We start from the raw sequence: 23,147 nt of genomic DNA on the forward strand, positions 1-23,147 counted from the left end.
ACCGGGCAGGTGAAATAGCAGCTGAGTTTGGTTCTAAGCGACTAAGGGATACTGGGACGTCATGAGCAGTCCAATCAAAACACGACTGGCGGATCTGGACGATAGCCTCTTTGTTCCCCGAGAGCTGAGCTGGCTGTCGTTTAACGCCCGGGTTTTACAGGAGGCGGCGGACGAAAAAGCTCCTGAGATTCAGCGACTGCGATATCTGGGCATTTTCTCGAACAACCTGGATGAGTTTTTTCGTGTGCGAGTGGCAGAGGTACGTCGCATTATCTCGGTGTCCAGCGGAAGTACCCGTCAGAGCGCCAAGGAACTTCTTGCTGCAATTCAGGCGGAGGTGGTGTCTCAGCAACATGACTTTGAAGGCGTCTATGCCTCGGTCATGAAAGCGCTTCAGGCGCGCAGAATCTACATGATTAATGAGCGGCAGCTTGAGCCTAATCAGGCAGAATTTGTGCAGGACTATTTTACCAAGACGGTCTTACCCGAGCTCGACCCTATTTTGTTTGCAGAGGGCTCACCGATTCCGGTTCTCAATGACGAATGTCTATATCTCGCCGTTGAGATAATCGCCAAGAAAAAACAGCGCGTTGCCGTGGTGGAAGTCCCTACAGATCGCATGAATCGGTTTGTCGAAATACCCCGGCGTAAGGGTAAAGGTGGGCGCGTTTACATTGCATTGGATAATGTCATTCGCGCCTGCCTGCCACAGATGTTTCGCGGTGTGCTGCCCATCGACTCGGCCAGCGCCTACTGTTTTAAATTCTCCCGGGACGCTGAATTAGAGCTCGACGTCGGCATTATGGAGAGCCTGATCGAGAAAATGGCCAGCAGCCTCAAACAGCGACAGAAAGCTGATGCGGTGCGTTTTGTTTATGACGCACAGATGCCCGCGTCTTTGCTGGATTTTCTGGCCTCCAAGTTTTCTCTTGGGAAGTACGACAGCCTGATCCCCGGCGGTCGGTATCACAACTCCAAAGATTTTATGGCCTTTCCCAGTGTAGGGCCGCGGTACCTTGAGCTGCGTCCTCTGCCCAGAGTTCCTGTTTCTTGCATTGACGAGGCAGACAACATTTTGTCGGCGATTCGTGCAAAAGATGTTTTGCTGTACTACCCCTATCATTCCTTTGACTATCTTATTGATTTACTGAAAACCGCTGCAGTTGACCCTGATGTCGACAGTATAAAAATCTGTTTGTACCGCGTAGCAACGGAGTCGCGAGTAGTCGATGCGCTGCTCAACGCGGTGCACAACGGCAAGCGCGTGCTTGCGGTGGTTGAGCTGGCCGCACGCTTTGATGAGCAGGCCAATATTCATTGGGCGCAGCGTCTTACAGAGGGGGGTATTGAGGTTAAGTTTGGGGTTCCCGGCCTTAAGGTACACAGTAAGTTATTGCTGATTCAGCGTCGCGAAGACGGGCATCAGCGATTTTACACTCACGTAGGCTCCGGTAATTTCAACGAAAAGACGGCACGCTTATATACAGATTTTTCTCTCATGACCTATGACCAGGACTTGGGGCGTGAAGTCTACGATGTGTTTGATTTTTTGCAGTACAACTATCGTCGTCCCCAGTACAAGCATTTGCTGGTATCTCCCCACAGTTCCAGGCCGGGACTCGAGCAGATGATCGATGCCGAGATCGCCAATGCGCGCAAGGGCTTGCGTGCGGCCATGACGCTCAAGTGTAACAATCTGGTCGATCGCGAGCTGGCGATGAAACTCTATGAAGCCAGCGATGCGGGAGTAGAGATCCGTCTTATTATCCGCGGCATGTGCTCGCTTCAGCCCGGTGTGAACGGCATATCAGAAAACATTGAGGCGATCAGTATCGTGGATCGCTATCTTGAGCATCCTCGGGTCTACGTTTTTTACAACGCAGGAAAGCCACGTTATTACATTGGGTCTGCGGATTTGATGACGCGAAACCTCGATTACCGTGTGGAGGTTTTATGTCCTGTATACGACCCCGACGCGCGGGTGATGATTCAGGATATTCTGGATATGCAGTGGCATGACAATGTGAAGGCACGGATCCTTGATAGAGAGCAGAATAATGTGGCCGTTGAGCGAACAGGGAAGTCGGCGATGATTCGCTCACAGGAGTCTATTCATAACTATTTGAGCACCGGGAAGAAGCCGCGAATTCCTCGCTCAAATATGCTCTTGCCGGCTAAGCAGCGCAAGAAGGGTAAAAAGGACTAATTTTATGGCTGGCGCTAGCCTGCTCGCATTACTCGATGACATTGCCGTGCTACTTGATGACGTATCGGTGATGACGAAAGTTGCTGCACGTAAGACCGCCGGGGTACTTGGCGATGATCTGGCCGTGAACGCCGAGAAGGTAACCGGTGTAGCCGCAGACCGGGAATTACCGGTGGTTTATGCGGTGTTCAAGGGCTCATTACTGAACAAAGCTATGTTAGTGCCGGCGGCTATCGTGATTGCAGCGGTTGCTGGGTGGTTGATCACTCCCTTACTCATCGCAGGCGGCTTGTTTCTTTGCTACGAGGGCTTTGAAAAGCTCTGGCACCACTTTAGCCACAGCGCAGAAGAGCGGCATAAAGAACAGGAAGATCTGCGCCGCAAGCTTGAAGATCCAGCGACCGACCCCTTGAAGCTGGAAAAAAAGCGCATCAAGGGAGCTATTCGCACGGACTTTATTCTTTCCGCAGAGATCATTGTTATTACCTTGGGGATTGTTGGCGACGCAAGTCTGATTGTTCGTGCAAGCGTGTTGGGTAGCATTGCCTTGTTGATGACCTTGGGCGTCTATGGCCTGGTTGCAGCCATTGTGAAAATAGATGACTTGGGCTTGTACTGGGTGCAAAGCGAACGCGAGGGGCCGTTAGGTGCTTTACTGCGAGGGACGGGCCGGGGGCTGTTAGCGCTTGCGCCGCGTTTGATGCGCGTACTAACCGTTGTGGGTACCGCTGCAATGTTTTTAGTTGGGGGCGGTATTTTGGTGCATGGCATTGCACAGCTCCATCACCTTGCTGAGCAATTTCTGCGCATAAGTCAGCAGGGTTTGGGGGATAACGCAGTGGTTACTGCGCTGGCCCCCCAGGTGTTTTCAGCGAGCCTTGGTGTATTGGCCGGGGCCATTGTTCTACTGCTGCTAAGCGTTGTACTGAGACCGTTTAAGTCGACCTAGCCAGAAACGCTACTGGGGCACGTCTGTCTATCGCAGCAATGAGCCGAGTATGCCGCGAAAAAGCTTTTGACCTAACGAGCGCCCTGCGGCGGAGCCAAGGCTGCGGGCCATGCTTTTGACAAAAGCGTCGCTGCTACTTTGGGTCTTCCGCCCACTGCGTTTTTGTGCAGTTTTCTCGCGCTTTTTGAGCTCCTTTTCGTCTCGATCTGCCTGCTGTGCTGTTGCTCGCGCCAGAAGTTGCTCGTGGGCACTCTCTCGGTCAATACCGTTAGCGTAGCGCCGTCCGTTGGGGTCGTTCTTTAAGACTTCGGTGCGCTCTGCCATAGTTGCCTTGCCCATTCGGGAGGAGGGCGGCCTGATAAGCGTCCGCTGAACCATTGAAGGAACACCCTTTTTTTGCAGCGTTGAGACGAGCGCTTCGCCGACTCCAAGCTCACTGATCACAGTTTCCGTATCCAGTGCAGGATTCGCACGGAAGCTTTGAGCCGCCACTCTCACCGCCTTTTGTTCCTTAGGGGTATATGCCCGTAATGCATGCTGGACGCGATTTCCCAGTTGACCCAAAACGCTATCGGGAATGTCAGCAGGGCTTTGAGTGACGAAATAGATCCCCACACCTTTGGAGCGAATGAGTCGTACTACTTGCTCGATAGTTTGTAGTAGGACCTTTGGCGCGTCCTGAAACAGCAGGTGGGCCTCGTCAAAGAAGAACACCAGTTCTGGTTTGTCCGGATCACCGACCTCGGGCATTTGCTCGAATAATTCAGAGAGCAACCAAAGCAAGAATGTGCTGTACACCCTGGGACTGCGGATGAGAGTGTCGGCCGCAAGAACATTGATTACGCCCCGACCATCGCGAGTGCGCTGCATGAGATCGCCAAGCTCCAATGCAGGCTCCCCAAAGAAATGTTTGCCGCCCTCGCGCTCGAGCATGAGCAGGCGCCGAAGAATGGCGTTTACCGAGGCAGCAGAAACGCGGTAGTTGGTTCCCAGGGTCTGACGGTTGTCGGCCAAATGCTGGAGCGTTGTGCGAAGGTCAGCCAGGTCGAGCATGAGCAGGCCATTATCGTCCGCGAACTGGAATACCAGCGTGAGTACGCCTTCCTGGGTGTCATTCAGGTCCAGTAGACGCGACATGAGCTGCGGGCCCATTTCGCTCAGCGTTGTGCGGATAGGCGTGCCCTTTTTTCCAAACAAGTCCCAGAAAGCGACTGGGTAGGCCTCCTGTACATAGTCTGATATGCCAATTTTTGTGACGCGCTCATCCACTTTTGGATGAGGATTGCCAGCTTGGCTCAGCCCGGAGATGTCGCCTTTAACATCGGCAAGAAACACCGGGACTCCCTGCGCAGCAAATCCTTCAGCGAGGCATTGTAAGGTTACGGTCTTGCCGGTACCCGTGGCGCCAGCGATCAAGCCGTGCCGGTTCGCATATTTGGGGTTAAGAAATACCTGCCCCGCGTCGGAGCCTCCAATAAGAATGCCGGGGCTGTCTTGGTCTGTGCTCATGCGCTACCTGTTACTTTTTGGCGAGTTTAGGTTTGACTGCGGTTTTGCGCGCAGTGGTTTTGGTTTTGGCTTTTGCCTTCGGCTTTGCTTTTGCTTTGGTTTTGCTTGCTGGCGCTTTGCGCTTGCGTTTTGCCGGCGCTGCCGCCGTCTTTCGCGTGTCCCCTGCCCGACGACCAGAGCCGCTCACTCCTGCGACCAATTCCAACTCCACCAGAGCATCCTCAAGGTGATCGATGATCCGCTGGATCTGAGGCATGGAACGCCGGCAGGCCACAATGCCAAAGTCGAGTTGGTCGTGGTAGCTCACCAGCGTCATGTTCATAGCGAAGCCATCAAAGACGATGGACGCCGGATACATGCCATCCAGTCGCGCGCCATTCCAATATAAAGGTTTGCGCGGTCCCGGCACATTGGATACGACGGTGCTAAAAGCGGGGAACTTTGAGCCCAAGCCTAAAATAGACGTCAGGAGTGCAGGCAACTGCGTGAGCTGCATAAACAGGGCTGCCTCTGCCGGTGAGAGCTCCTTTAGCAGGTCCTTGCCCGCACGCATGGATTTCTGAATCGTACGCAGGCGCTTTTCCGGGTCGTAGACATTAGTAGCCATATCGGCAGTTATAAAGCCAATAGCATTACTGGAATCTAAGTCGCCTTCTTCACGTAGAGATACCGGCGCCATAGCCTTGAGGGAGTGCAGGGGGAGCTCGTCGCGGGACAGAAGATATCGACGCAGTGCGCCGGCGCACATGGCTAGAACAACATCGTTGACGGTCGCATCCATGGACTTGCAAACATTCTTGACGCGCTCAAAAGCAAAGGTCTGGGCGACGAAGCGCCGGGCACCGGACACGCGAGTGTTAATTGAGGTTTTTGGTACGTTGTGCCAAGGCACGGCAAGGTTGCCGCTGCGCCCGACAAATGCCAGTCCAAAGCGGCGCATGGCGGTTGCCAGATTCATGCTGGAGTCGTACTGCTGCTTCAGGGCTTCCAAGACATTGCGCATGTCGCGCTTGTTGGGTTCCGGCGCACTCTTGGAACCTCCAAAGCGCTGTTGCTTGTAAACCTCGTAGGCTTCCTGGGAGTAGGGGGCGTAGCCAAGGGGGGCACTGGGCTCTTCGGTGCACATAGCCTGCGTGATGTGCATAGCGCCCACACCATCGATGGCCGCGTGATGAATCTTGTTATACACCGCGAACTGGCGATCCTGCAGGCCCTCGATAATGTGCAACTCCCATAAGGGTCGTGTGCGATCCAGTAAGGTGGTGTGCAGCCTCGACGCGAGGGCAAAGAGTTCGCGATAACGCCCGGGACTGGGGAGCGCGGAGTGCCTGACGTGGTAGTCCATGTCGATGTGTTCGTCCTTCTCCCAGAACAGCCCCGTCTTTCCTGTTACCACGTAGTCGCCAAAGGGCTTTCGAAATTCCGTGCAGTCTCGAAGCTGGGTTCGAAGCGCGCTTAAGAATTCTTGTTCATCCGCGCCATCAGGTAAGGTAAACAGGTTGACACCGCCGACGTGCATTGGAGTCTCTCGCTTTTCCAGGAGAAGAAAGCCGGCACTGGTAAGATCGATTCTACGCATGATTTTTATCCCTTACTGGTGGACGAATCCTATAAGCTTTGCGTCAGTGATGTAAGCGGCTCCCATGACGCGGGGCTGTGACAACACTACACTGCTCAACCCAACCACGTAAATCAGGAGAACGTGAATGCGTCGAAGTTTCTGGACGGCTTTAATCCTGTTATCGCTCAGTGTGGCGTCGCAGGCTCAGATACAAAGTGAGCACGCGCAAAAGACACTGGAGATCTACAGGACCATTGTGGAGGTTGATACCTCCAAGACCAAGGGCAATACGATACGAGTAGCCCAATATCTGGCTGATGAGTTAATCGCTGCCGGTTTTGCAAAAGAAGATGTGCGCATCGTACCAAAAGATGACTTTGGCACCTTGATCGCAACCTACCGCGGCGACGGTAGTGCCTCAGCTAAGCCAATTTTGCTCTTGGGGCATATGGATGTGGTCGAAGCCTTGGCCGAAGACTGGGTGCGTCCTCCCTTTGAGTTGACACAGGACGAGGTGAATTTTTACGCCCGGGGCACTATCGATAACAAATTCGGCGTCGCGCAATTGACCGGGACCATGATCCGCCTAAAGAAAGAGGGTTTCGTGCCTGATCGCGACCTGATCCTTGCTTTCTCCGGCGACGAAGAAAGTGGCATGACCACAACACGAATGATGGCCTATGAAATGCCGGAGCTTGCAGAGGCAGAGTACGCGCTGAACTCAGATGCTGGCGGCGGTAGTCTCACGGCTGACGGTGTGGCTGTTAGTTACCGCGTGCAGGCTGCTGAAAAGACCTACGCCACCTGGGAAATTACAGTACGTAATCCCGGTGGACACAGTAGTCGTCCTCGGGATGACAACGCCATTTACGACCTTGCTGGTGCGGTAAAAGCTATTGAAGCCCATCGTTTTCCTGTGATGTGGAGTGAGATGACGCTGTCGTATTTCCAAAAAATCGGCGAGAAGATTGGGGGTGAGCTGGGCGACGCCATGGTGCGCTTTGCCTATGACCCTGAAGATGCCGAAGCGGCGGAAACCCTGCGCAGCCAACCGTCCTATGTGGGAACTACCCGTACAACCTGTGTAGTAACCATGCTGCAGGCAGGACATGCCGAGAACGCCTTACCGCAATCTGCGACCGCAACGGTTAACTGTCGTATTTTCCCCGGCGTCTCGGTAGCTGATATCGAAGCCGAACTGCGGGGAGTGGTTGGCAACGAAGAGGCGGAGTTTGTTCTGTTGGGGGATCCCACAGAGAGTCCGATCTCTGAGATTCGCGCAGACGTTCTCGCAGCGGTGAGCAAATCAGTGCATAGCCGGCATCCGGGTCTGGATATGATTACCTACATGGAGTCAGGTGGTACCGACGGGATGCATTATCGATCGGCGGGCATTCCCACCTGGGGTATTTCCGGCGTGTTTATGAACCCGGACGAGATGTACGCTCACGGACTCAACGAGCGGGTGCCCATCAAGGCCTTCTACGACGCTTTGGATCACTGGTCCGTGATCATTCGCGAGTTAACCACTCCCAAGTAATCTTGTTTGGACAAAGCCGGGCAGTGGTTTTTGCTGCTCGGCTATTACACCTCGAACACCTTTAAATTTAATGTTTGGCTTTGTCGCTTCGCACAGAAAAACTGTCACTGTCTGCCTCATTGAGGTGAACGAACACAGCGTCGGCCGCCGTGGCGGTTAGATAGGCGCCATTTTGTGGAAGGGGAAATAGCTGGTCGTAGCGCCGGATCGTCATCTGATCGACTCGGCGATAGATGTGTGTTCGGTCTAGTTGCTTGGGTGAATCCAGTCCGGCGGAGGATGCGAGGTCTAACAGTGCATGCATGGTCTCGCTGTGAAATCTCGCTACTCGCGTCCCCTTGTCGCTGACGTCCAGACCTCGTATGAGCCGTGGATCTTGCGTTGTGATGCCCGTGGGGCAGCGGTTAGTGTTGCACTCCAGCGACTGCACGCAGCCCAGGGCCAACATCATTCCTCTTGCGCTGTTGCAAAGGTCGGCCCCCAAAGCCAGGGCTTTTGCTACATGAAAAGCAGTGATAATTTTTCCGGAAGCGATGATACGGATTTGCTCTCGCAGACCGAACCCCGCGAGGGTATTGACGACAAAAGCCAGTCCATCGCGCAGCGGCATTCCTACGGAATTGCTGTATTCCAAAGGCGCCGCTCCCGTGCCACCTTCACCGCCATCGACGGTGATAAAGTCGGGCATGATCTGCGTCTCAAGCATAGCTTTGCAGATGGCGATGAACTCGCTTTCGCGGCCAACGCAGAGTTTAAAGCCAACGGGTTTTCCGCCAGAGAGTTCGCGTAGTTGCTTGACGAACTCAAGAAGACCCCGAGGGCTGGAGAATGCGCTGTGGGCCGAGGGTGAAACGACTTCTGTCCCCACGGGGACCTGTCGAATACGCGCAATGAGATCCGTGTTTTTGCTGGCGGGGAGTATTCCACCGTGTCCGGGTTTTGCGCCTTGAGAGAGTTTGATCTCAATCATCTTGATGTTGTCACGCATGGCGGTCTCGGCAAATCTTGTGGCAGAAAACCGTCCATCTTCGCTTCTGCATCCGAAGTAACCCGTGCCGATCTGCCAGACCAAATCCCCCTCATATTCACAATGAAATTCTGAAACGCCACCTTCACCGGTGTTGTGATAAAAGTTTCCTAATGCCGCTCCCCGATTGAGGGCGCGAACGGCGTTATTGCTTAATGAGCCGAAGCTCATCGCTGAGATATTAAGCAAGGCCGCGCTGTAGGGCTGCGTACAATCTGCACCGCCAACACTGACTCGAGGATTCTGATCCAATGCACTGATATCGCGCGCGGCAATGGAGTGTCCCATCCATTCGTAGCCATCATGATAGGTATCGACCTTAGTGCCAAAAGGCACACTGGCTAAGTCCCCCTTTGCACGCTGGTAGACGATCGCCCGAAACATACGGTTGATGGGCGCCCCGCCGACGTCCGACTCCAGGAGATACTGCTGTACAAAAGGTCGCACGGATTCAAGGAGCCAGCGTCCCCGGCCGATGAGCGGGAAATTACGCCTGATACTGTGTTCTGTCTGCTGCATGTCGTAGATGCCAATGCAGAAGCTGATCAGAACCAGAAGAAAAAACAGCCAGCTAAGTAAGCTATGGAGCCCGGCAAAGAAGGGAATACCGGCCAGCAGGATATGCACAATAAAAAACGCCGCACGTGACACGGGGGTCTCCTTAATTAGTGATTGCGCGATGAGATGAGTTTGCGTGGCAAGCGTACTTTGCTCCCGAGGTTTCGGTGATAATAATCAAGCTGTCAGGTGTATTTGAGTGGATAGCTAAATCATCCGAAAAGCCAGGGAGAAAGCGCCTCGCGATTTTGTAGCACTACCTGTTGCGCCAGGGGATTATCTTGCTGCTTGCCCGGATCCAATTGTAATAACTGCAGTTGGTAGTTGACGAGAGTGGCTCGGGTATTCAGGCATAGCTGGCCGTCCTGCATACCGTAATCATGGGCTATGACTTCCTGCTGCGCGGGGGATAGCCTCGCGTCCGGCACGATCACAAGTTCAATGCGATTTTGCCAGTCATTGTCCTGGTCTTCGCCATAGGGTGACGCGTCCAGCATATCGGCCTCGCCGCGAAAACGGCTTAAAACAAAATCTCGAAAGCTCTGATTCTTTTCACACCAGGCGCGGACATGCCAGCGGTATCCCGTAAACACCAGGGTGTGCGGCACAATAATACGGCCCTCCCGATCGGGATGCTGCAGGGACACGTAGTCAACCTCCAGGCGCTTTTGGGCTCTGGCAGCCTGAATCATAGGACGAAGAATGCGGGGCGAAACATCGCGTCCCGGAGGCGTTAGCTGTTCTACATTGGCGGTGGCCAATGGCAGTGCTTCGAACACCCCCATGAGTTGTTCGTCCCGAGTCATCAAGTGCAGATATTCGTCGGCCGTTCCGCGAGTCACTCGCGGCTGGAATTCATCGGTGGGCCGGTAACCTTTGAGAAACTTGTCGTAGGCAATATTGCCCGGTGCAATTTCTCGAAGGTAAAAATTAATGTCTTTGCTGGCCTGTTGGCGGCCGATACCAAAGCAGCGGGTAAGATGCCCGGTGGTCAGACGGCCTTCCCACAAACTTATGATTTCAATATAACGGTACCTGAGGAGATGGTCCCAGCGATATGGCCACAGGTCCATAGGTCACTCCCGGGGTGGTATTTCAGTGGTGTTTTTGAGGATGTAAATCTTTAGCCGCCGTCCCGTTGAGTCCCGCAGGGAAGACGCTCTGAGGCGCGGTGGCAAACTTGCGCCTCAGAGCGATAGGTAGAGCTGTTCAGCTACTCAGCTTTCGCCCATTTTCTTCATGGCGTCAGCAGCACCGGCTTCGGCATCATCCATCATATCTTTGGCTTCTGTTTCAGCATCATCCATCATGCCTTTGGCAGCGTCCTTGCCGTCGTTCATCATTTCACCGGCTTTGTCCGTGGCCGCTTCAGCCATCTCGCCTGCAGATTCCATGGCGCCATCAGCCGCGTCTCCAACTGATTCCATAGCATCTTCGGCAGCGTCGCCCATAGATTCCATGGCATCACCAGTAGCATCAACTGCGCCTTCAGCCATGTCGCCTGCCTTATCCATAGCTCCCTCAGCCATTTCTGAGGCAGATTCGGCAGCTTCTTCTGCGGTGCTCTTGGCTTTATCCATGTCTTCTTTACTGCAGCCGCCCAGTGTGAGGAGGAGGGCAGAGGTGGCAACTACGCCAATGATCGCTTTAGTTCGCATGATATTTCCTTTTTGTTGATGAGTTGGTTTGGGTTTACCCGGGATATTGGCTACTGCCGTTCTAAAAACATGAGACAAGAACAGGGCGTCAGACCAACAGTTATTCGCGCCGGTACGTTACGCAGGCTAGAACTTAATGGCAAGCGACCCGCAGGTAAAGGCTTTATCACTTTGATCTTTGTGTAAGTTTGCGACGCAAAGCCAAGAAATTCGCGCATTGATCTGTCTTGATCAGTGATCTGGGTGATCCCCGCTACGTAACAATAGCTCAAGCATCGTCTTTACCGGGAGATGCGCTAAGCTCTTTATACTTCGTCAAACCCTCTTCGGGAGTCACTTTACTATGCAGTATTTCGCTATCGCTTCGCTTCGTATGCTCTTCATTGCAGCATTAAGTCTGCTCGCCGCCTTTGCTCATGCGGAGCTCAAGGTAGGCGATATGGCGCCGGATTTCAGTTTGGCCGCGTCAGATGGTCAAACATACAACTTGTCCGATTACCGCGGTAAGCAGGCCGTGGTGCTGGCTTGGTTTCCCCGCGCTTTTACCTCAGGGTGCACTGTTGAGTGCAAAAGCCTCGCGGAAAATGGTGAGCAGATTCGTAAGTTTGATGTGAGCTACTTTATGGCGAGCACCGATCCGGTGGAGAAGAACGCTGAGTTTGCACAAGACACCGGGGCGGATTTCCCGCTTTTGAGCGACCCCGACGGAAAGGTGGCCACGGCCTACGGCGTTTTTACCATGGGGTTTGCCCGTCGTTATACGTACTACATCGATGTTAATGGCGTGATTTCGCACATAGACAGTGCGGTGAAGCCCAGTACCTCGGCCGAGGATATGATCGCCAATCTTGAAAAACTCGGCGTCTCGAAAACGGATTCCTAAGTCCGTCAAAAGGCCTGGGAATTTTCCGCCGGTGGCCGAGTTAGAGGCGTAGAATACGCGCCCAGCAATTGGCAGGGCGCTATGTGGTTCTCTCGAGCAACGCTCAACAGGCTTTTCTTACTGGCACTTCCCATGGTGGTGTCTCAGGGTGCGCTCGCCCTGATGTCCTTCGCCGATCGGTTCTTTTTATCGCGCATTAGCCCTGTACATGTCGCTGCCTCCTTAGGTGGCGGGGTGTCCTTCTGGGTGTGTCTGTGTTTCTTCAACGGTATTGCGGCTTATGGCAATGCGCTGGTTGCGCAGTATTTTGGACGCAGAGATATGCGCAGCTGCCCTCGTGTTGTCACCCAGGGCATCATGCTGGCAGTGGTAGCCATGCCGCTGCTGTTGCTGCTGGCGTGGCCCATGCTGTCACTGTTTGAGTGGATGGGGCATGCACCGGAGCTGGTGGCTTTGGAAAAACCCTATTTTCTTACCTTCATGAGCGGTGGGTTTTTCTTTCTTGTAAAAACTGTTCTTGCTTCCTATTTCTCTGGGATCGCTCGTCCGCGCGTGGTGATGATTGCCGATCTCATCGGTGTTTTTTTGAATATACCCCTGAGTTACGTTTTGATCTTTGGGCGTCTTGGCTTGCCGGAGCTGGGGATTGTCGGTGCGGCGCTGGGAACTGTGATCGCCTGTATTTTGTCCATCGCCATCTATCTGCTTTTCTATTTCAACCCGATTCACGCTCGACGTTTTCATTTGCGTAAGTCCTTCGTGTTCATGCCGGGCATTATGCGTCGCTATCTCAGGCTCGGTTTACCTTCGGGGTTTGAGGTGCTTATTGGTATGGGTACGTTCAATGTGTTTCTGCTCATGTTTCAGTCCTACGGTGTCGCCGAAGGCGCGGCTATGGCGATAGTATTTAATTGGGACATGTTGTCGTTTGTTCCTCTCATGGGCTTAAACATCGCACTGATGAGTATGATTGGACGCACGGTGGGTGCCGGCGACATGTCCAGAACAAATGAAGTGATATCCGCGGGCTTTGTTATGGCGGTGAGCTACGCGGGCGTGATGGGTTTGTGTTTTGTGGTCTTTCGAGAGTCACTGCTGCGGATGTTTGCCACCCCGGGCATGGATTTTTCACCGATTCTCGCCGTGGGGGCACCCATGATGATTGGTATGGCGACCTACGTTGTGGCCGATGGACTCATTTTAGTCTGCAGCGGGGTCCTTCGGGGAGCGGGGGATACTCGTTGGTTAATGGTGGCGTCGGTATCGATTCACATCCTCACCCTGATCGTTCAGGTGTTTGTCATTCGTGTGTGGCAACTTGGTTCCCTAGTCAGCTGGTATGTGTTTGTTGCCATGCTCATAACCAACGCACTGCTGTATCTTTGGAGGGTTATGGGCTCTCGATGGCGGCACCCGGAGAGGCTCGCTCGAGTGATGCTTGAGTGAGTAGTGGCCGGGGAGGCCGTTTCACCAGCGATCGACACCCAGCTGTTTAAACGCTCGCTATGCGGCGCAGAAGGCCAAGCGTGTGCCGTGACTGTTCTCGTCGAAGTAACATGTCGGCGATCTCGGTATCAATGCGTTCTGCCACAGTGGATCGCCAGGCTTTGAGCTTTTGTACGCTCGGTGCTCGCGCTCCGGGAGAAGGGAGTTCCAATGGCTCACCAAAGCTCAGATAGCTGGCCTGGGGCCGGGGCATCACAGTCCCAAGGGCACCACGCAATAGTGGCGGTACTGCATCCGGGCGCATGTTGTCGGACCAAAACCCAAATTGCTTTAGCAGCTTTACGATTTGCTCGCTGTCTAACAGGTATTCGTAAAATTCATCAGGCCCCACCAGTCCAAAGGGCACAATGGTGTAACCAAATTCCGCAGCCAAACGGATAAAACCAAGACGCTCTTTCCACTGCAGTTGATAGCGCTCACGGCTGGGCTTTACCGCTTCGTGCGCTCCCCCGGGAAACACCAGTATGTCCTGATCGTGGGCCATGAGTGCGCGAGCTACCTCAGGGTGCCCCATTGTTGCTCCACGCCGCATTAGCGTTTTGGCAACGCCAGGCTGAGAGAACAGAAACTTGTCACCCATGGGGCGGAGAAAACGGCCATGTTCCTCCAGAAGTACGGGCAGTATCACAAAGCCATCCAGACCAAATAGCGCGTGGTTGCCAATAAACAGGCAGGGTCTATCGGGCAAGCGATCTGTATTGTGCAGCTCAGGCCTGAACCACAGCTTGGAAAACCTGTAGATGAGTTTTTCTTCCAGGCCGCGGGGCGGCTCCGTGGCAAGCGCTCGATTAATATGCTCGCGCAAAGCTTGTTCTTCGGACAGTGGATTACTGTCTCGCGATAGTGGCGTTTTCACGGCCATGGCTGCTGCCCTGGAGAAAGAGAATAGTCTGGAAGCTCGGAGTATATCGCGCTCTTGCTAATGATAAGCCATCAACTATTACCACTTCCGGTTTCAGAGCCCTGCGATTGCCGGTACGCCTGCCAGCCAGGGATGTGCCCAGGCAACGAAAGCGACGAAGACCAGTGCGGCAATGACAGTCATGAGCTCTGTTACCAGGCTCGGTGCCGGCGGCTTTTCCCAGGCACCTTCCCGACGATTGATGAGCAGGATCTCCAGCACCGCCCAAAAAGCCATGCCGCCAAAGAGAAGTAATGATCGCGTGTCCCCATTGAGCAGCAAGTGCGCAGTTGCCCACAGCAGAACACCGCTAAGCTGCGGGTGACGCACTATGCGTTTTACTGCGGAAGGGCGATTCGAAACGACAAAAAGGTAGAGCGCCAGAACGATCAATCCCAGGGCGAAGCTACGGACATTCGCTGGCGCGCTGTATAACCAGGTGGGGTCGCTGGAACGCCAACCGAACACCAGTAGCGCAAGCCCCGCGATGCTGAGAACACTAAGCAGGGCTTTTACACCGCCTGCTCCGATACGTTGTTTCGCAAGCTCGACCTTACCGGGAGCCAGACTCAAAAAAAGATGTGTTCCAGTGAATAGTAAAATACCAGCGATCAGAAGGCTCATAGCCGCAACCTCATCTATTGGAATCAGGACCCTACAGACATTGTAGACTCAAATCGCGGTTAAATATCTGTGGTAGATGCTTACAGTTCGAAGCGCTCGCGAAGGAACCGTGCGATCCCGTCGGCGTCGTGATGTCCGATGACTGCGGTAGCGGCAGCTTTGATACTATCTTTGGCGTTTTCTGGTGCGTAGGCTTCGTCGGCTGTTTCAAACATGCTCAGATCGTTGTCACTGTCACCAAAGCAAATTACCCGGCTAAAACCAAGTTCTTGCTTCAGACTCTCTACCGCACCACCTTTGCTGCCCGAATGATGATGGATGTCGATCCAGTTGAGTTTGCGGTCCTCTATGGCAATACCCATGTAGGCCACTAATTGCTCTTCATTTTGAATCATATCGGCCACCGCATTGATGGCGGTGTCGGGCCCTATGGCACTGATGTTGGTGATGTCTGCATCCGCAGGTAAGTCAGCCACGGGGAGTACAGGCAAATTGCGTTCCCTTTGAAAGCTTTTGACGAGTTTGTACTCTGCTTTTTGGCGCAGCGGTGGATGGTAGACAGCGTGACGGTTGCCCGGCTCAAGCGTAAAGAAAAACGGCGTCACATCCTTTTCGATAAACGCGTCGGCCACGTGACCAATCTCATCCAGGGTCAGAACATGACTCGTGCTGTAGTCGCCCAGTTCCGGATTCCAGATCATTACGCCGTTCTTGTAAATTTGCGGCAGCAAAAACCCGTGACCGTCGAGAATGTCTATGGCTCCGTGCAAGGCCCGGCCCGTGGCTACCGTGTAGGCAATCCCCCGGTCGGTAAGGCGACGAAGTGTTTCCCGGGTATAAGCGGAAATTTTGGACGACTTATTAAGAAGCGTGCCGTCGAGGTCAAATACGATGAGGTCCATGGCGGGGATTATAGCGCCATTGCATCGGGGAGGCTTCCTGTGATCGACGCATTTACGCGGAAGTCTGTTATCTTTTCGTTTCAAATCGGAATTCCTGAGATATGAGCAGACATCCAACGATCAAACAGCTTCGCTATCTCTGCGCGGTGGTAGAGCACGGCCATTTCGGGAGGGCCGCGCGAGCCTGCCATGTTTCTCAGTCGACTCTCAGCGCCGGGATTCTCGAACTGGAAGAAGTGCTGGGTGCGTCTTTGCTTGAACGTAATAACCGTAGTTTGGTACTGACGAGCCTTGGGGAGGAGGTGGTCGAGCGCGCTCGGGGCTTGCTCCTCGATGTGGAGGATTTGGTGGCCCTGTGTCAGGCTTCCGCTGAGCCGCTCAGTGGCCGTCTGCGTTTGGGAGTGATTCCCACTATCGCGCCTTTTTTACTCCCGGGTCTGCTGAAATCCCTGCGCAACGATTATCCGGATTTTACGCCCTTTATCCGCGAGGACCTGACTGAACCCCTTATCGAAGCCCTGCATCGAGGCGAGTTGGATCTGTTGCTGCTTGCGCTGCCGGTTATGGCCGAGGGCGTTGAGAGTATGCACCTTTTCGACGACCCCTTTTATCTGGCTTCACCACTGGATCATCCGCTGGCGTCCCAGCCTGATCTGTCTACAGATAGTCTGGAAGGCCAGGAGCTGCTCCTCCTCGAGGATGGCCACTGTTTGAGAGATCACGCTCTGGAAGCGTGCAAGCTGCGGGGCAGTCAATATACAGTGCCCTATCAGGCGACGAGCCTGACCACAGTGGTGCAGATGGTCGCCAGCGGCATAGGGGTTACCTTGGTTCCCGGTATGGCGGTTACTGCGGGAGCATTGGCTTCACCGGACGTGATCGTCACACCCTTCGCCGATGCTTCAGTCAAGCGTGATATCGGCCTGATGTGGCGTAAAAAAACGCCAAGACAAGCTGAGTTTCGTCTTTTAGGAGACTACATAATCGCGCGCCAGGCCTCCTAGGCGAGCGCATCGCGCAGTGGCAGGATTGTTCTATACCGGCTTGTTTTCTTCGTCGTCGGTACGCAGATAGCTGCCACAGTGGCGACAGTATCGGGCGTCGTCTTCGTGGCCCGCCCGGGCGCATTGAGGGCAGTTAAGTGGTGTACGTTTGGTCTGTCGCTTCTCAATGATATTGGCGGTAAAGATTCCCGTAGGTACGGCAATGATCGCGTAGCCTACCAGCATAGCCAGCGCTGAAATTGTGCGGCCGGCGACGGTGACCGGCACTACATCGCCGTAGCCGACGGTGGTGACAGTGACAATAGCCCAGTAGACGCTGACGGGTATGTTGTCAAAGCCGTTGTTGGGTCCTTCGAGCACGTAGATCAGGCAGCCGAATACCACGATGATGGTTATGACAATCAAGAAGAAAACAAAGATTTGTCGCCAGGAATTGCGCATAACGCCGGCGATCTGATTCGCCTCATGGAGATACCCTACCAAGCGCAGAACCCTGAATACACGCAATACGCGCAGCAAGCGAATAATCAGCAATGGCGCAGTCTGGGGTATGAGTATGGCGAGGTAGCTGGGCAGAATTGCCAGGAAATCGATGATCCCATATATGCTAAACAGGTAGGCTCTGCGATTCCGCGCTATCCAGATGCGGACCATGTACTCGAGGGTGAACAAAAAAGTGAACCCCCACTCAATTCGCTGCAGCAAAACGCCATAGTCGCGGTGGATGTTGGTCAGGGAGTCGGCAACGATTACGCTAACACTGATGAGAATCGCAAAAATCAATATGAGGTCGAACCACTTGCCCGATGGCGTATCTGTGCCAAAGATAATCTTGTAAAGATGCGCCTGCAGCGGCGTTTGCTCTCGTTGGCTCATGAGAGCTCACTCCGGGCCAAAAGGGACTCGATGACCGGGAGCAGGATATCTTTAATCAGTGGTTGGGCTTCGACGGTCGGATGAATGCCATCTTGTTGCATGAGGCTTGGGTCGGTTGCAATCCCATCGAGGATGAACGGACCCAGCGTGGAGCCCGTTGCATCGGCGGCCCGCCTAAAGCTTTCTCTAAAAGCTCTTGTATACCTCGGACCGTAGTTCGGCGGGATTTCCATGGGTAAAATCAAGACCGCTGCGCCAGCCGCCTTAGCCAGCTCTGCCATGCGTGTCAGGTTGCTCTCCAGCTTGGTGGTGGGATAACCCCTGAGTCCGTCATTGCCACCCAGCTCGATCACCAGTAGATCGGGGGCATGTTCGGTGAGTAAACTCGGAAGACGCCTCAGCCCTCCGGCAGAGGTGTCTCCACTGATGCTCGCGTTGATAACGAAACTATTTGACCAGCGACCGCGCAACTGTCGCTCCAGAATAGCGGTCCACCCCTGTTCGAGGGACATTCCGTAGGCGGCACTGATACTATCGCCCAGCACCAGCACACGCGGCGTTATCTCAGACGCGTCAGTCGCACTGACGGGCCAGCTCACGGGCAGGCAGGTCAATCCGATTAGCAGCCATACGCGTAAAGCCTGCACAACAGGAGCACAAATGATTACTGCAGAAAATCTCGGCAAGCGGGTACCCATGGCAGAAGGGGAGCTTGCGATACTGAAAGGGATTAACCTCGAAATCAAGTCGGGCGAGAGTGTTGCGATTATTGGTGCCTCAGGTTCCGGTAAGTCGACACTGCTGGGGTTGCTGGCAGGTCTGGATACGGCAAGCGATGGCCAGGTGTGCATCGATGGCACGGACCTTCAGGCCTTGACTGAGGATGGTCGGGCTGCTTTGCGGGGTCGTGACGTGGGTTTTGTGTTTCAGTCCTTTCAATTACTCCCGGCGCTCACTGCTCTTGAGAACGTAATGCTCCCACTGGAGTTAAAAGGCGATGGCAACGCCAGCGAGCGTGCTGCGGGCTATCTGGAGCGTGTGGGGCTTGCCGATCGCCGGGATCATTATCCACGGCAGCTATCGGGAGGTGAGCAGCAGCGCGTTGCTATCGCCCGGGCTTTCGCTGGTTCCCCGCGGATTCTCTTTGCGGATGAGCCCACCGGGAACCTTGACCGTGCCACCGGAGAACGCATTACCGACCTGTTATTCGGCCTCAATCGCGAGGAGGGCACGACACTGGTACTTGTTACCCATGACCTGCAACTCGCGAAACGCTGCGAGAGGCAGCTGCAAATGGATAGCGGTGAGCTTTACGAAGTAGAGTCTGCCTGACATGACTCTTTTACTGCGAATGTTGGTTCGCGACTGGCGCGGTGGTGAACTGGGCGTTCTGCTGGGGGCTTTGGTTCTGGCGGTAACCATGATCTCTGGTATCAGCGGTTTTGCTGCGGCGCTAAAGTCCGCGCTCCGCCAGGAAAGTCACAGTTTTCTTGCGGCAGATCTGGTGGTGCGTGATGCGCGCCCGCTCCCCACAATCTGGCTTTCTGAAGCGGCCCAACGGGGTCTTGAGTCAGCGGAAACGCTCAATTTTACGTCCATGCTCTATGCAGGCGAAGATGGAATGGTGCTCGCATCGGTAAAAGCCGTTAGCGATGGCTACCCTTTGCGCGGTGCCTTGCGCTTGAGTGATGCGCCCTATGGCGAGCTTCGCGAGCACCGGGGAGCGCCGCCGAGGGGCTCGGTGTGGATAGAGCCACGGCTCTTCGCGCTACTGGATATTGCGGTGGGTGACACCGTAGGTATTGGTGAGGCTGAGTTTAAGGTTGCCGCGGCTATTCGGGGGGAGCCCGATCGAGCGGGAGGTTTTTTGGGAGTAGGTCCTCGGGTGATGCTCAATGCCGGTGACATCCCTGCGACGCAAGTTGTGCAACCGGGAAGTCGGGTAAGTTATCGACAGTTGTACGCCGGAGATCCTGAAGCCGCCGAAGAGTTCACACTCTGGTTGGAAGCGGCGGTGGAGCCGGGGCAGAGATTGCAAAGTGTAGAAACGTCCCAGCCCGCTGTAGGGCGGGCTCTTGCTCGCGCCGAGCGTTTTCTTTTGCTTGCGGGTAGTCTGGCCGTCATTCTAGCCAGCGTGGCGGTAGGTCTGGCCGCCCGGCGTTACGCCGAGCGACACCAGAACTATGTTGCGCTTCTGAAAAGCCTGGGGGCTGACTCCTCAAGGGTGAAGGGTCTCTATGCAGCGACACTGGCAATCAGCTGGTTCATTGCGCTGCTTTTGGGTTGGCTACTTGCCTGGGTACTCCAGGTATTGGCTTTGCAAAGTTTTGCTGATCAGCTCACGGTAATGCCGTCCCTGTTTCAGCCAAGGCCGTACTTTATCGGCGCGGTCACCGCACTGGTGTGCGTAAGCGTGTTTGCCTGGCCCTCGCTGGGTCGGCTTACTGCGATCAGTCCATTGAGAGTGCTGCGCAGTGACATGCCGCTCCATGATACCCGAGAGCCCAGAGACTATCTTTTGGGTCTGCTGGCCATGGTTTTGCTGATGTGGTGGTACAGCGCTGATCTACAGCTAACACTGATCGTACTCGGCGGACTCCTCGCAGTGACTGTGCTCGGTGGATTAGTGGCGCTGTTCTTACTCCGGGGTGGGCGTGTCTTGGGAATGCAGGCCGGGAGTGTCTGGCGTTTGGCTCTTGCGAGTTTACAGCGCCATGGTTTGGGTAATGCTTTACAGCTGGTGGTGTTCGCCGTGGCGATCATGTTGTTGCTGCTTTTGGGTTTGCTGAGAACGTCTCTTCTTGAGGGATGGCAGCAGCAGTTACCCGATGGTGCTCCCAATCACTTCTTGTTGAATCTTGCGCCCGACGAATTAGGCTCTGTCAGTACCTTGCTTGATGATCAACAGGTGCGCCGGGAGAAGCTGTATCCAATGTTGCGCGGACGTTTGATGGGCGTTGCCGGAGAAGCCTTGCCAATCGAAGCAGAAGACGATGATGCGCCGACCCAGCGGGAAGTGAATTTCACTTGGTCAGCTGAGTTGCCAGACGGTAACGAGCTTCTCGATGGTAGCTGGTGGCAGCCGGGCCAGACCGCCGCTGTGTCGGTGGAGCATGAGTTTGCACAGCGCTATGGCATGAACGTGGGGGATCAAGTGCAAGTGCGTATTGGTGCGGCGGAATTTGCGGTTACTGTGACCAGTTTACGTAGTCTCGATTGGGAATCATTCAAGCCCAACTTCTTTATGGTGTTTCCGCCTGGTCTGCTGGACAGTTATCCCGTCACCTACATGACGAGTTTCTATTTGCCGCCCGAGCAAAAGTCTTTATTGAACGAGTTGCTGCGTGCGCATCCCACGGCCACTGTGCTTGAAATCGACGCGATCATGGCACAGCTGCGCAGTACACTTTCGCAGGTTTCCTCTGCCATTGAGCTGGTGTTGGGTTTGGTGCTGTTGGCAGGGGTGCTTGTTCTTATCGCAGGGGTTCAGGCCACGGCAGACTCGCGCCTTCGCGAGAGCGCCTTGTTGCGCGCCTTGGGAGCGGGGCGATCACATATTTTAGGCGCTGTGGCTATTGAGTTTTTGACGCTGGGTTTCATGGCCGGCGTGCTGGCAATAACTGCAGCCGAGGCCGCATTTTGGGCCTTGCAGCGATTCGTGCTGGAGCTGCCTTATACGCCTACGCCGAGCTTGTGGCTGCCAACATTGATGGCGGCGGCAATTCTCATCGGTGGCCTGGGCTTGTGGAACTGTCGGCGCGTTGTTTCTGTCGCGCCTGCGGAGGTTCTAAGAGACGCTTGAGCTCGAGCCTCAAATCAGGTGTCTCGCCGTCGAATCCCATTGATAAAGGCGTTTACCGCGACATCAATCTGGCGTAGTAGATCGATGTGTTTGCTGTAAAGGCCGGGGGTATCGACCCGCAGGGTGGCGACACCATGGATTCCAGCCCAGGAGGCGTTAGCCAGATAGATAATATCCTGCTCTTCAAACTCACCACTGTGCATACCGTGCTGCAGTATTGCTTGCACTAGCAGCAGCGTTTCGCGACTCACCTCTCTTAGCTCAGGGTAATCATCACCGGGCTGCACCAAGGGGCCGAACATGAGCTTAAACAGCTGTTCCTGGCGTCCGGCAAAGTCGACGTAAGCCCGCGCGACCAGCCTCAGTTGTTGCGCGGCGCTATCACCGCCCGCGTCTCGCGCAGTTGCGAGCTGCTCGAGTAGTTCACGGTAACCCCGCGTCGCGATAGCGGCTAACAGGGCTTCTTTATCACTAAAGTGACGATAAGGCGCAGTCTGTGATACGCCCAAGGCCCGGGCGACGGCTCTCAGACTTAACTGCTCCGCCGGTGTGGAGCGAAGCTGCTCAACAGCTTGTTCGAGCAGCTCCGCACGCAGGTTCCCGTGGTGGTATGCCCGCTGACTAGCGGCCTGGGTCATGGCTTGCTAAGACTGAAGATCAGGGAAGCAAGTCGGCGACGGCGTCGCGCTCTTCTGTGAGTTCCTGCTCTGTAGCTTGCATACGACCGCGGCTAAACGCATTGACTTCCAAGTCCTGGACAATAGTCCAGTCGCCGCCACTGCAACGGCAGGGGAAGGAGTAGATCAGTCCTTCGGCGATGCCATAGGAGCCGTCAGAGTAAACGCCCATGGATACCCAATCGCCCTCAGCCGTGCCCAAAGCCCAGTCGCGCATGTGATCGATCGCTGCATTGGCCGCGGAAGCAGCTGATGAGGCGCCCCGAGCTTTAATGATTGCCGCGCCACGCTGCTGCACGGTGGGTATGAAGTCGTCTTCGTACCACTGCTGCTCCACCTGGTCGACAGCAACTTTCCCGGCAACTGTTGTGTGATGCAGATCTGGATACTGTGTGGCGGAGTGATTCCCCCAAACCGTCATATTACTCACGGCGGTAACCGGCGCAGCCAGTTTCTGAGCAATTTGCGTCTTGGCGCGATTGTGATCAAGTCTCATCATCGCTGTGAAGTTGCGTGGGTCAATGTCCGGCGCGTTTCGCTGAGTAATAAGAGCGTTAGTGTTGGCGGGGTTGCCTACTACCAATACACGGATATTACGGCTGGCGTTATCGTTAATCGCTTTGCCCTGTACCGAGAAAATCGCTGCGTTGGCTTCGAGTAGGTCTTTACGCTCCATGCCTGGACCACGAGGACGAGCGCCCACCAGCAATGCATAATCGGCGTCTTTGAAGCCTACGTTGGGATCATCGGTGCAGACAATACCGGCCAGCAACGGGAAGGCACAATCATCCAGTTCCATGCGGACACCTTCTAAAGCGTCCATTGCCGGGGTGATGTCCAGTAGGTGCAAAATAACCGGCTGATCGTCGCCGAGCATGGCTCCAGACGCGATACGAAAAAGGAGTGCGTAGCCGATTTGGCCAGCGGCGCCGGTGACTGTAACGCGAACGGGTGCTTTCATAGG

Annotated in this window: 20 protein-coding genes; 8 read left to right on the plus strand and 12 right to left on the minus strand. The window is 54.7% G+C overall.

Features of this window, described 5'->3' with window-relative positions:
• Positions 1–61: 61 nt before the first annotated feature.
• A complete protein-coding gene (ppk1, locus tag R0135_RS02025) occupies positions 62–2,206 on the plus strand; it encodes a polyphosphate kinase 1 (RefSeq protein WP_407348598.1) in 2,145 nt (714 codons plus the stop codon).
• Between the two features lie 4 nt (positions 2,207–2,210).
• A complete protein-coding gene (locus R0135_RS02030; protein ID WP_407348599.1) occupies positions 2,211–3,155 on the plus strand; it encodes a DUF808 domain-containing protein in 945 nt (314 codons plus the stop codon).
• Between the two features lie 27 nt (positions 3,156–3,182).
• Here the strand turns inward: R0135_RS02030 and R0135_RS02035 are convergent, their stop codons facing one another.
• Positions 3,183–4,664 carry a helicase HerA-like domain-containing protein gene (locus tag R0135_RS02035; RefSeq protein ID WP_407348600.1) on the minus strand — a complete coding sequence of 494 codons (1,482 nt, stop codon included), beginning with the start codon at positions 4,662–4,664 and terminating at the stop codon, positions 3,183–3,185.
• 10 nt (positions 4,665–4,674) lie between these two features.
• Positions 4,675–6,243, minus strand: coding sequence for a WS/DGAT/MGAT family O-acyltransferase (locus tag R0135_RS02040; RefSeq protein ID WP_407348601.1), 1,569 nt, complete (start codon positions 6,241–6,243; stop codon positions 4,675–4,677).
• 127 nt (positions 6,244–6,370) lie between these two features.
• On the opposite strand from R0135_RS02040, the gene R0135_RS02045 reads away from it, so the two are divergent.
• Positions 6,371–7,765 (plus strand): M20/M25/M40 family metallo-hydrolase, encoded by a 1,395-nt coding sequence (locus tag R0135_RS02045; RefSeq protein WP_407348602.1) that lies wholly within the window; start codon positions 6,371–6,373, stop codon positions 7,763–7,765.
• 67 nt (positions 7,766–7,832) lie between these two features.
• Here R0135_RS02045 and R0135_RS02050 read toward each other — a convergent pair whose 3' ends face one another.
• The 3 genes from R0135_RS02050 to R0135_RS02060 all read right to left on the minus strand — a co-directional run bounded on the left by R0135_RS02050 (position 7,833) and on the right by R0135_RS02060 (position 11,008).
• Positions 7,833–9,443, minus strand: a complete 1,611-nt coding sequence (locus R0135_RS02050; RefSeq protein ID WP_407348603.1) for an FMN-binding glutamate synthase family protein — start codon at positions 9,441–9,443, stop codon at positions 7,833–7,835.
• Between the two features lie 119 nt (positions 9,444–9,562).
• On the minus strand, positions 9,563–10,423 hold the full coding sequence (locus R0135_RS02055; RefSeq protein WP_407348604.1) for a helix-turn-helix transcriptional regulator: 861 nt from the start codon (positions 10,421–10,423) through the stop codon (positions 9,563–9,565).
• 144 nt (positions 10,424–10,567) lie between these two features.
• Positions 10,568–11,008: a hypothetical protein gene (locus tag R0135_RS02060; protein WP_407348605.1), complete on the minus strand. Its 441-nt coding sequence runs from the start codon at positions 11,006–11,008 to the stop codon at positions 10,568–10,570.
• 343 nt (positions 11,009–11,351) lie between these two features.
• Here R0135_RS02060 and R0135_RS02065 point away from each other — a divergent pair, with 343 nt between their 5' ends.
• Both R0135_RS02065 and R0135_RS02070 read left to right on the plus strand, forming a co-directional pair.
• Positions 11,352–11,891 (plus strand): peroxiredoxin, encoded by a 540-nt coding sequence (locus R0135_RS02065; RefSeq protein ID WP_407348606.1) that lies wholly within the window; start codon positions 11,352–11,354, stop codon positions 11,889–11,891.
• An 81-nt stretch (positions 11,892–11,972) separates the two neighbouring features.
• Complete coding sequence (locus R0135_RS02070) at positions 11,973–13,337, plus strand: MATE family efflux transporter (RefSeq protein ID WP_407348607.1); 1,365 nt, start codon at positions 11,973–11,975, stop codon at positions 13,335–13,337.
• Positions 13,338–13,383: 46 nt separating this feature from the next.
• Here the strand turns inward: R0135_RS02070 and R0135_RS02075 are convergent, their stop codons facing one another.
• From R0135_RS02075 to R0135_RS02085, 3 genes are all read right to left on the minus strand, one after another.
• A complete protein-coding gene (locus R0135_RS02075; protein WP_407348608.1) occupies positions 13,384–14,259 on the minus strand; it encodes a lysophospholipid acyltransferase family protein in 876 nt (291 codons plus the stop codon).
• Between the two features lie 93 nt (positions 14,260–14,352).
• A complete protein-coding gene (locus R0135_RS02080; RefSeq protein ID WP_407348609.1) occupies positions 14,353–14,922 on the minus strand; it encodes an NnrU family protein in 570 nt (189 codons plus the stop codon).
• Positions 14,923–15,002: 80 nt separating this feature from the next.
• The gene (locus R0135_RS02085; protein ID WP_407348610.1) at positions 15,003–15,824 is read right to left on the minus strand and encodes an HAD-IIB family hydrolase; all 822 of its coding nucleotides are present in this window, start codon (positions 15,822–15,824) and stop codon (positions 15,003–15,005) included.
• Between the two features lie 101 nt (positions 15,825–15,925).
• Here R0135_RS02085 and R0135_RS02090 point away from each other — a divergent pair, with 101 nt between their 5' ends.
• The gene (locus R0135_RS02090) at positions 15,926–16,828 is read left to right on the plus strand and encodes a hydrogen peroxide-inducible genes activator (protein ID WP_407348611.1); all 903 of its coding nucleotides are present in this window, start codon (positions 15,926–15,928) and stop codon (positions 16,826–16,828) included.
• Positions 16,829–16,858: 30 nt separating this feature from the next.
• Here the strand turns inward: R0135_RS02090 and R0135_RS02095 are convergent, their stop codons facing one another.
• Both R0135_RS02095 and R0135_RS02100 read right to left on the minus strand, forming a co-directional pair.
• The gene (locus tag R0135_RS02095) at positions 16,859–17,704 is read right to left on the minus strand and encodes an ion transporter (protein WP_407348612.1); all 846 of its coding nucleotides are present in this window, start codon (positions 17,702–17,704) and stop codon (positions 16,859–16,861) included.
• Positions 17,701–18,303, minus strand: coding sequence for an arylesterase (locus tag R0135_RS02100; protein ID WP_407348613.1), 603 nt, complete (start codon positions 18,301–18,303; stop codon positions 17,701–17,703). The genes R0135_RS02095 and R0135_RS02100 overlap by 4 nt, the downstream gene beginning before the upstream one ends.
• A 61-nt stretch (positions 18,304–18,364) precedes the next feature.
• On the opposite strand from R0135_RS02100, the gene R0135_RS02105 reads away from it, so the two are divergent.
• Both R0135_RS02105 and R0135_RS02110 read left to right on the plus strand, forming a co-directional pair.
• Positions 18,365–19,036, plus strand: a complete 672-nt coding sequence (locus tag R0135_RS02105) for an ABC transporter ATP-binding protein (protein ID WP_407348614.1) — start codon at positions 18,365–18,367, stop codon at positions 19,034–19,036.
• A gap of 1 nt (position 19,037) precedes the next feature.
• Entirely contained in the window at positions 19,038–21,506 is a 2,469-nt protein-coding gene (locus R0135_RS02110; RefSeq protein ID WP_407348615.1) for an ABC transporter permease, read from the plus strand.
• Between the two features lie 14 nt (positions 21,507–21,520).
• Here the strand turns inward: R0135_RS02110 and R0135_RS02115 are convergent, their stop codons facing one another.
• Positions 21,521–22,144 (minus strand): TetR/AcrR family transcriptional regulator, encoded by a 624-nt coding sequence (locus tag R0135_RS02115; protein ID WP_407348616.1) that lies wholly within the window; start codon positions 22,142–22,144, stop codon positions 21,521–21,523.
• 19 nt (positions 22,145–22,163) lie between these two features.
• The gene (locus R0135_RS02120) at positions 22,164–23,144 is read right to left on the minus strand and encodes a malate dehydrogenase (RefSeq protein WP_407348617.1); all 981 of its coding nucleotides are present in this window, start codon (positions 23,142–23,144) and stop codon (positions 22,164–22,166) included.
• Positions 23,145–23,147 lie beyond the last annotated feature (3 nt).

The organism is Congregibacter variabilis, assembly GCF_045689235.1.
Taxonomy (GTDB): domain Bacteria; phylum Pseudomonadota; class Gammaproteobacteria; order Pseudomonadales; family Halieaceae; genus Congregibacter; species Congregibacter variabilis.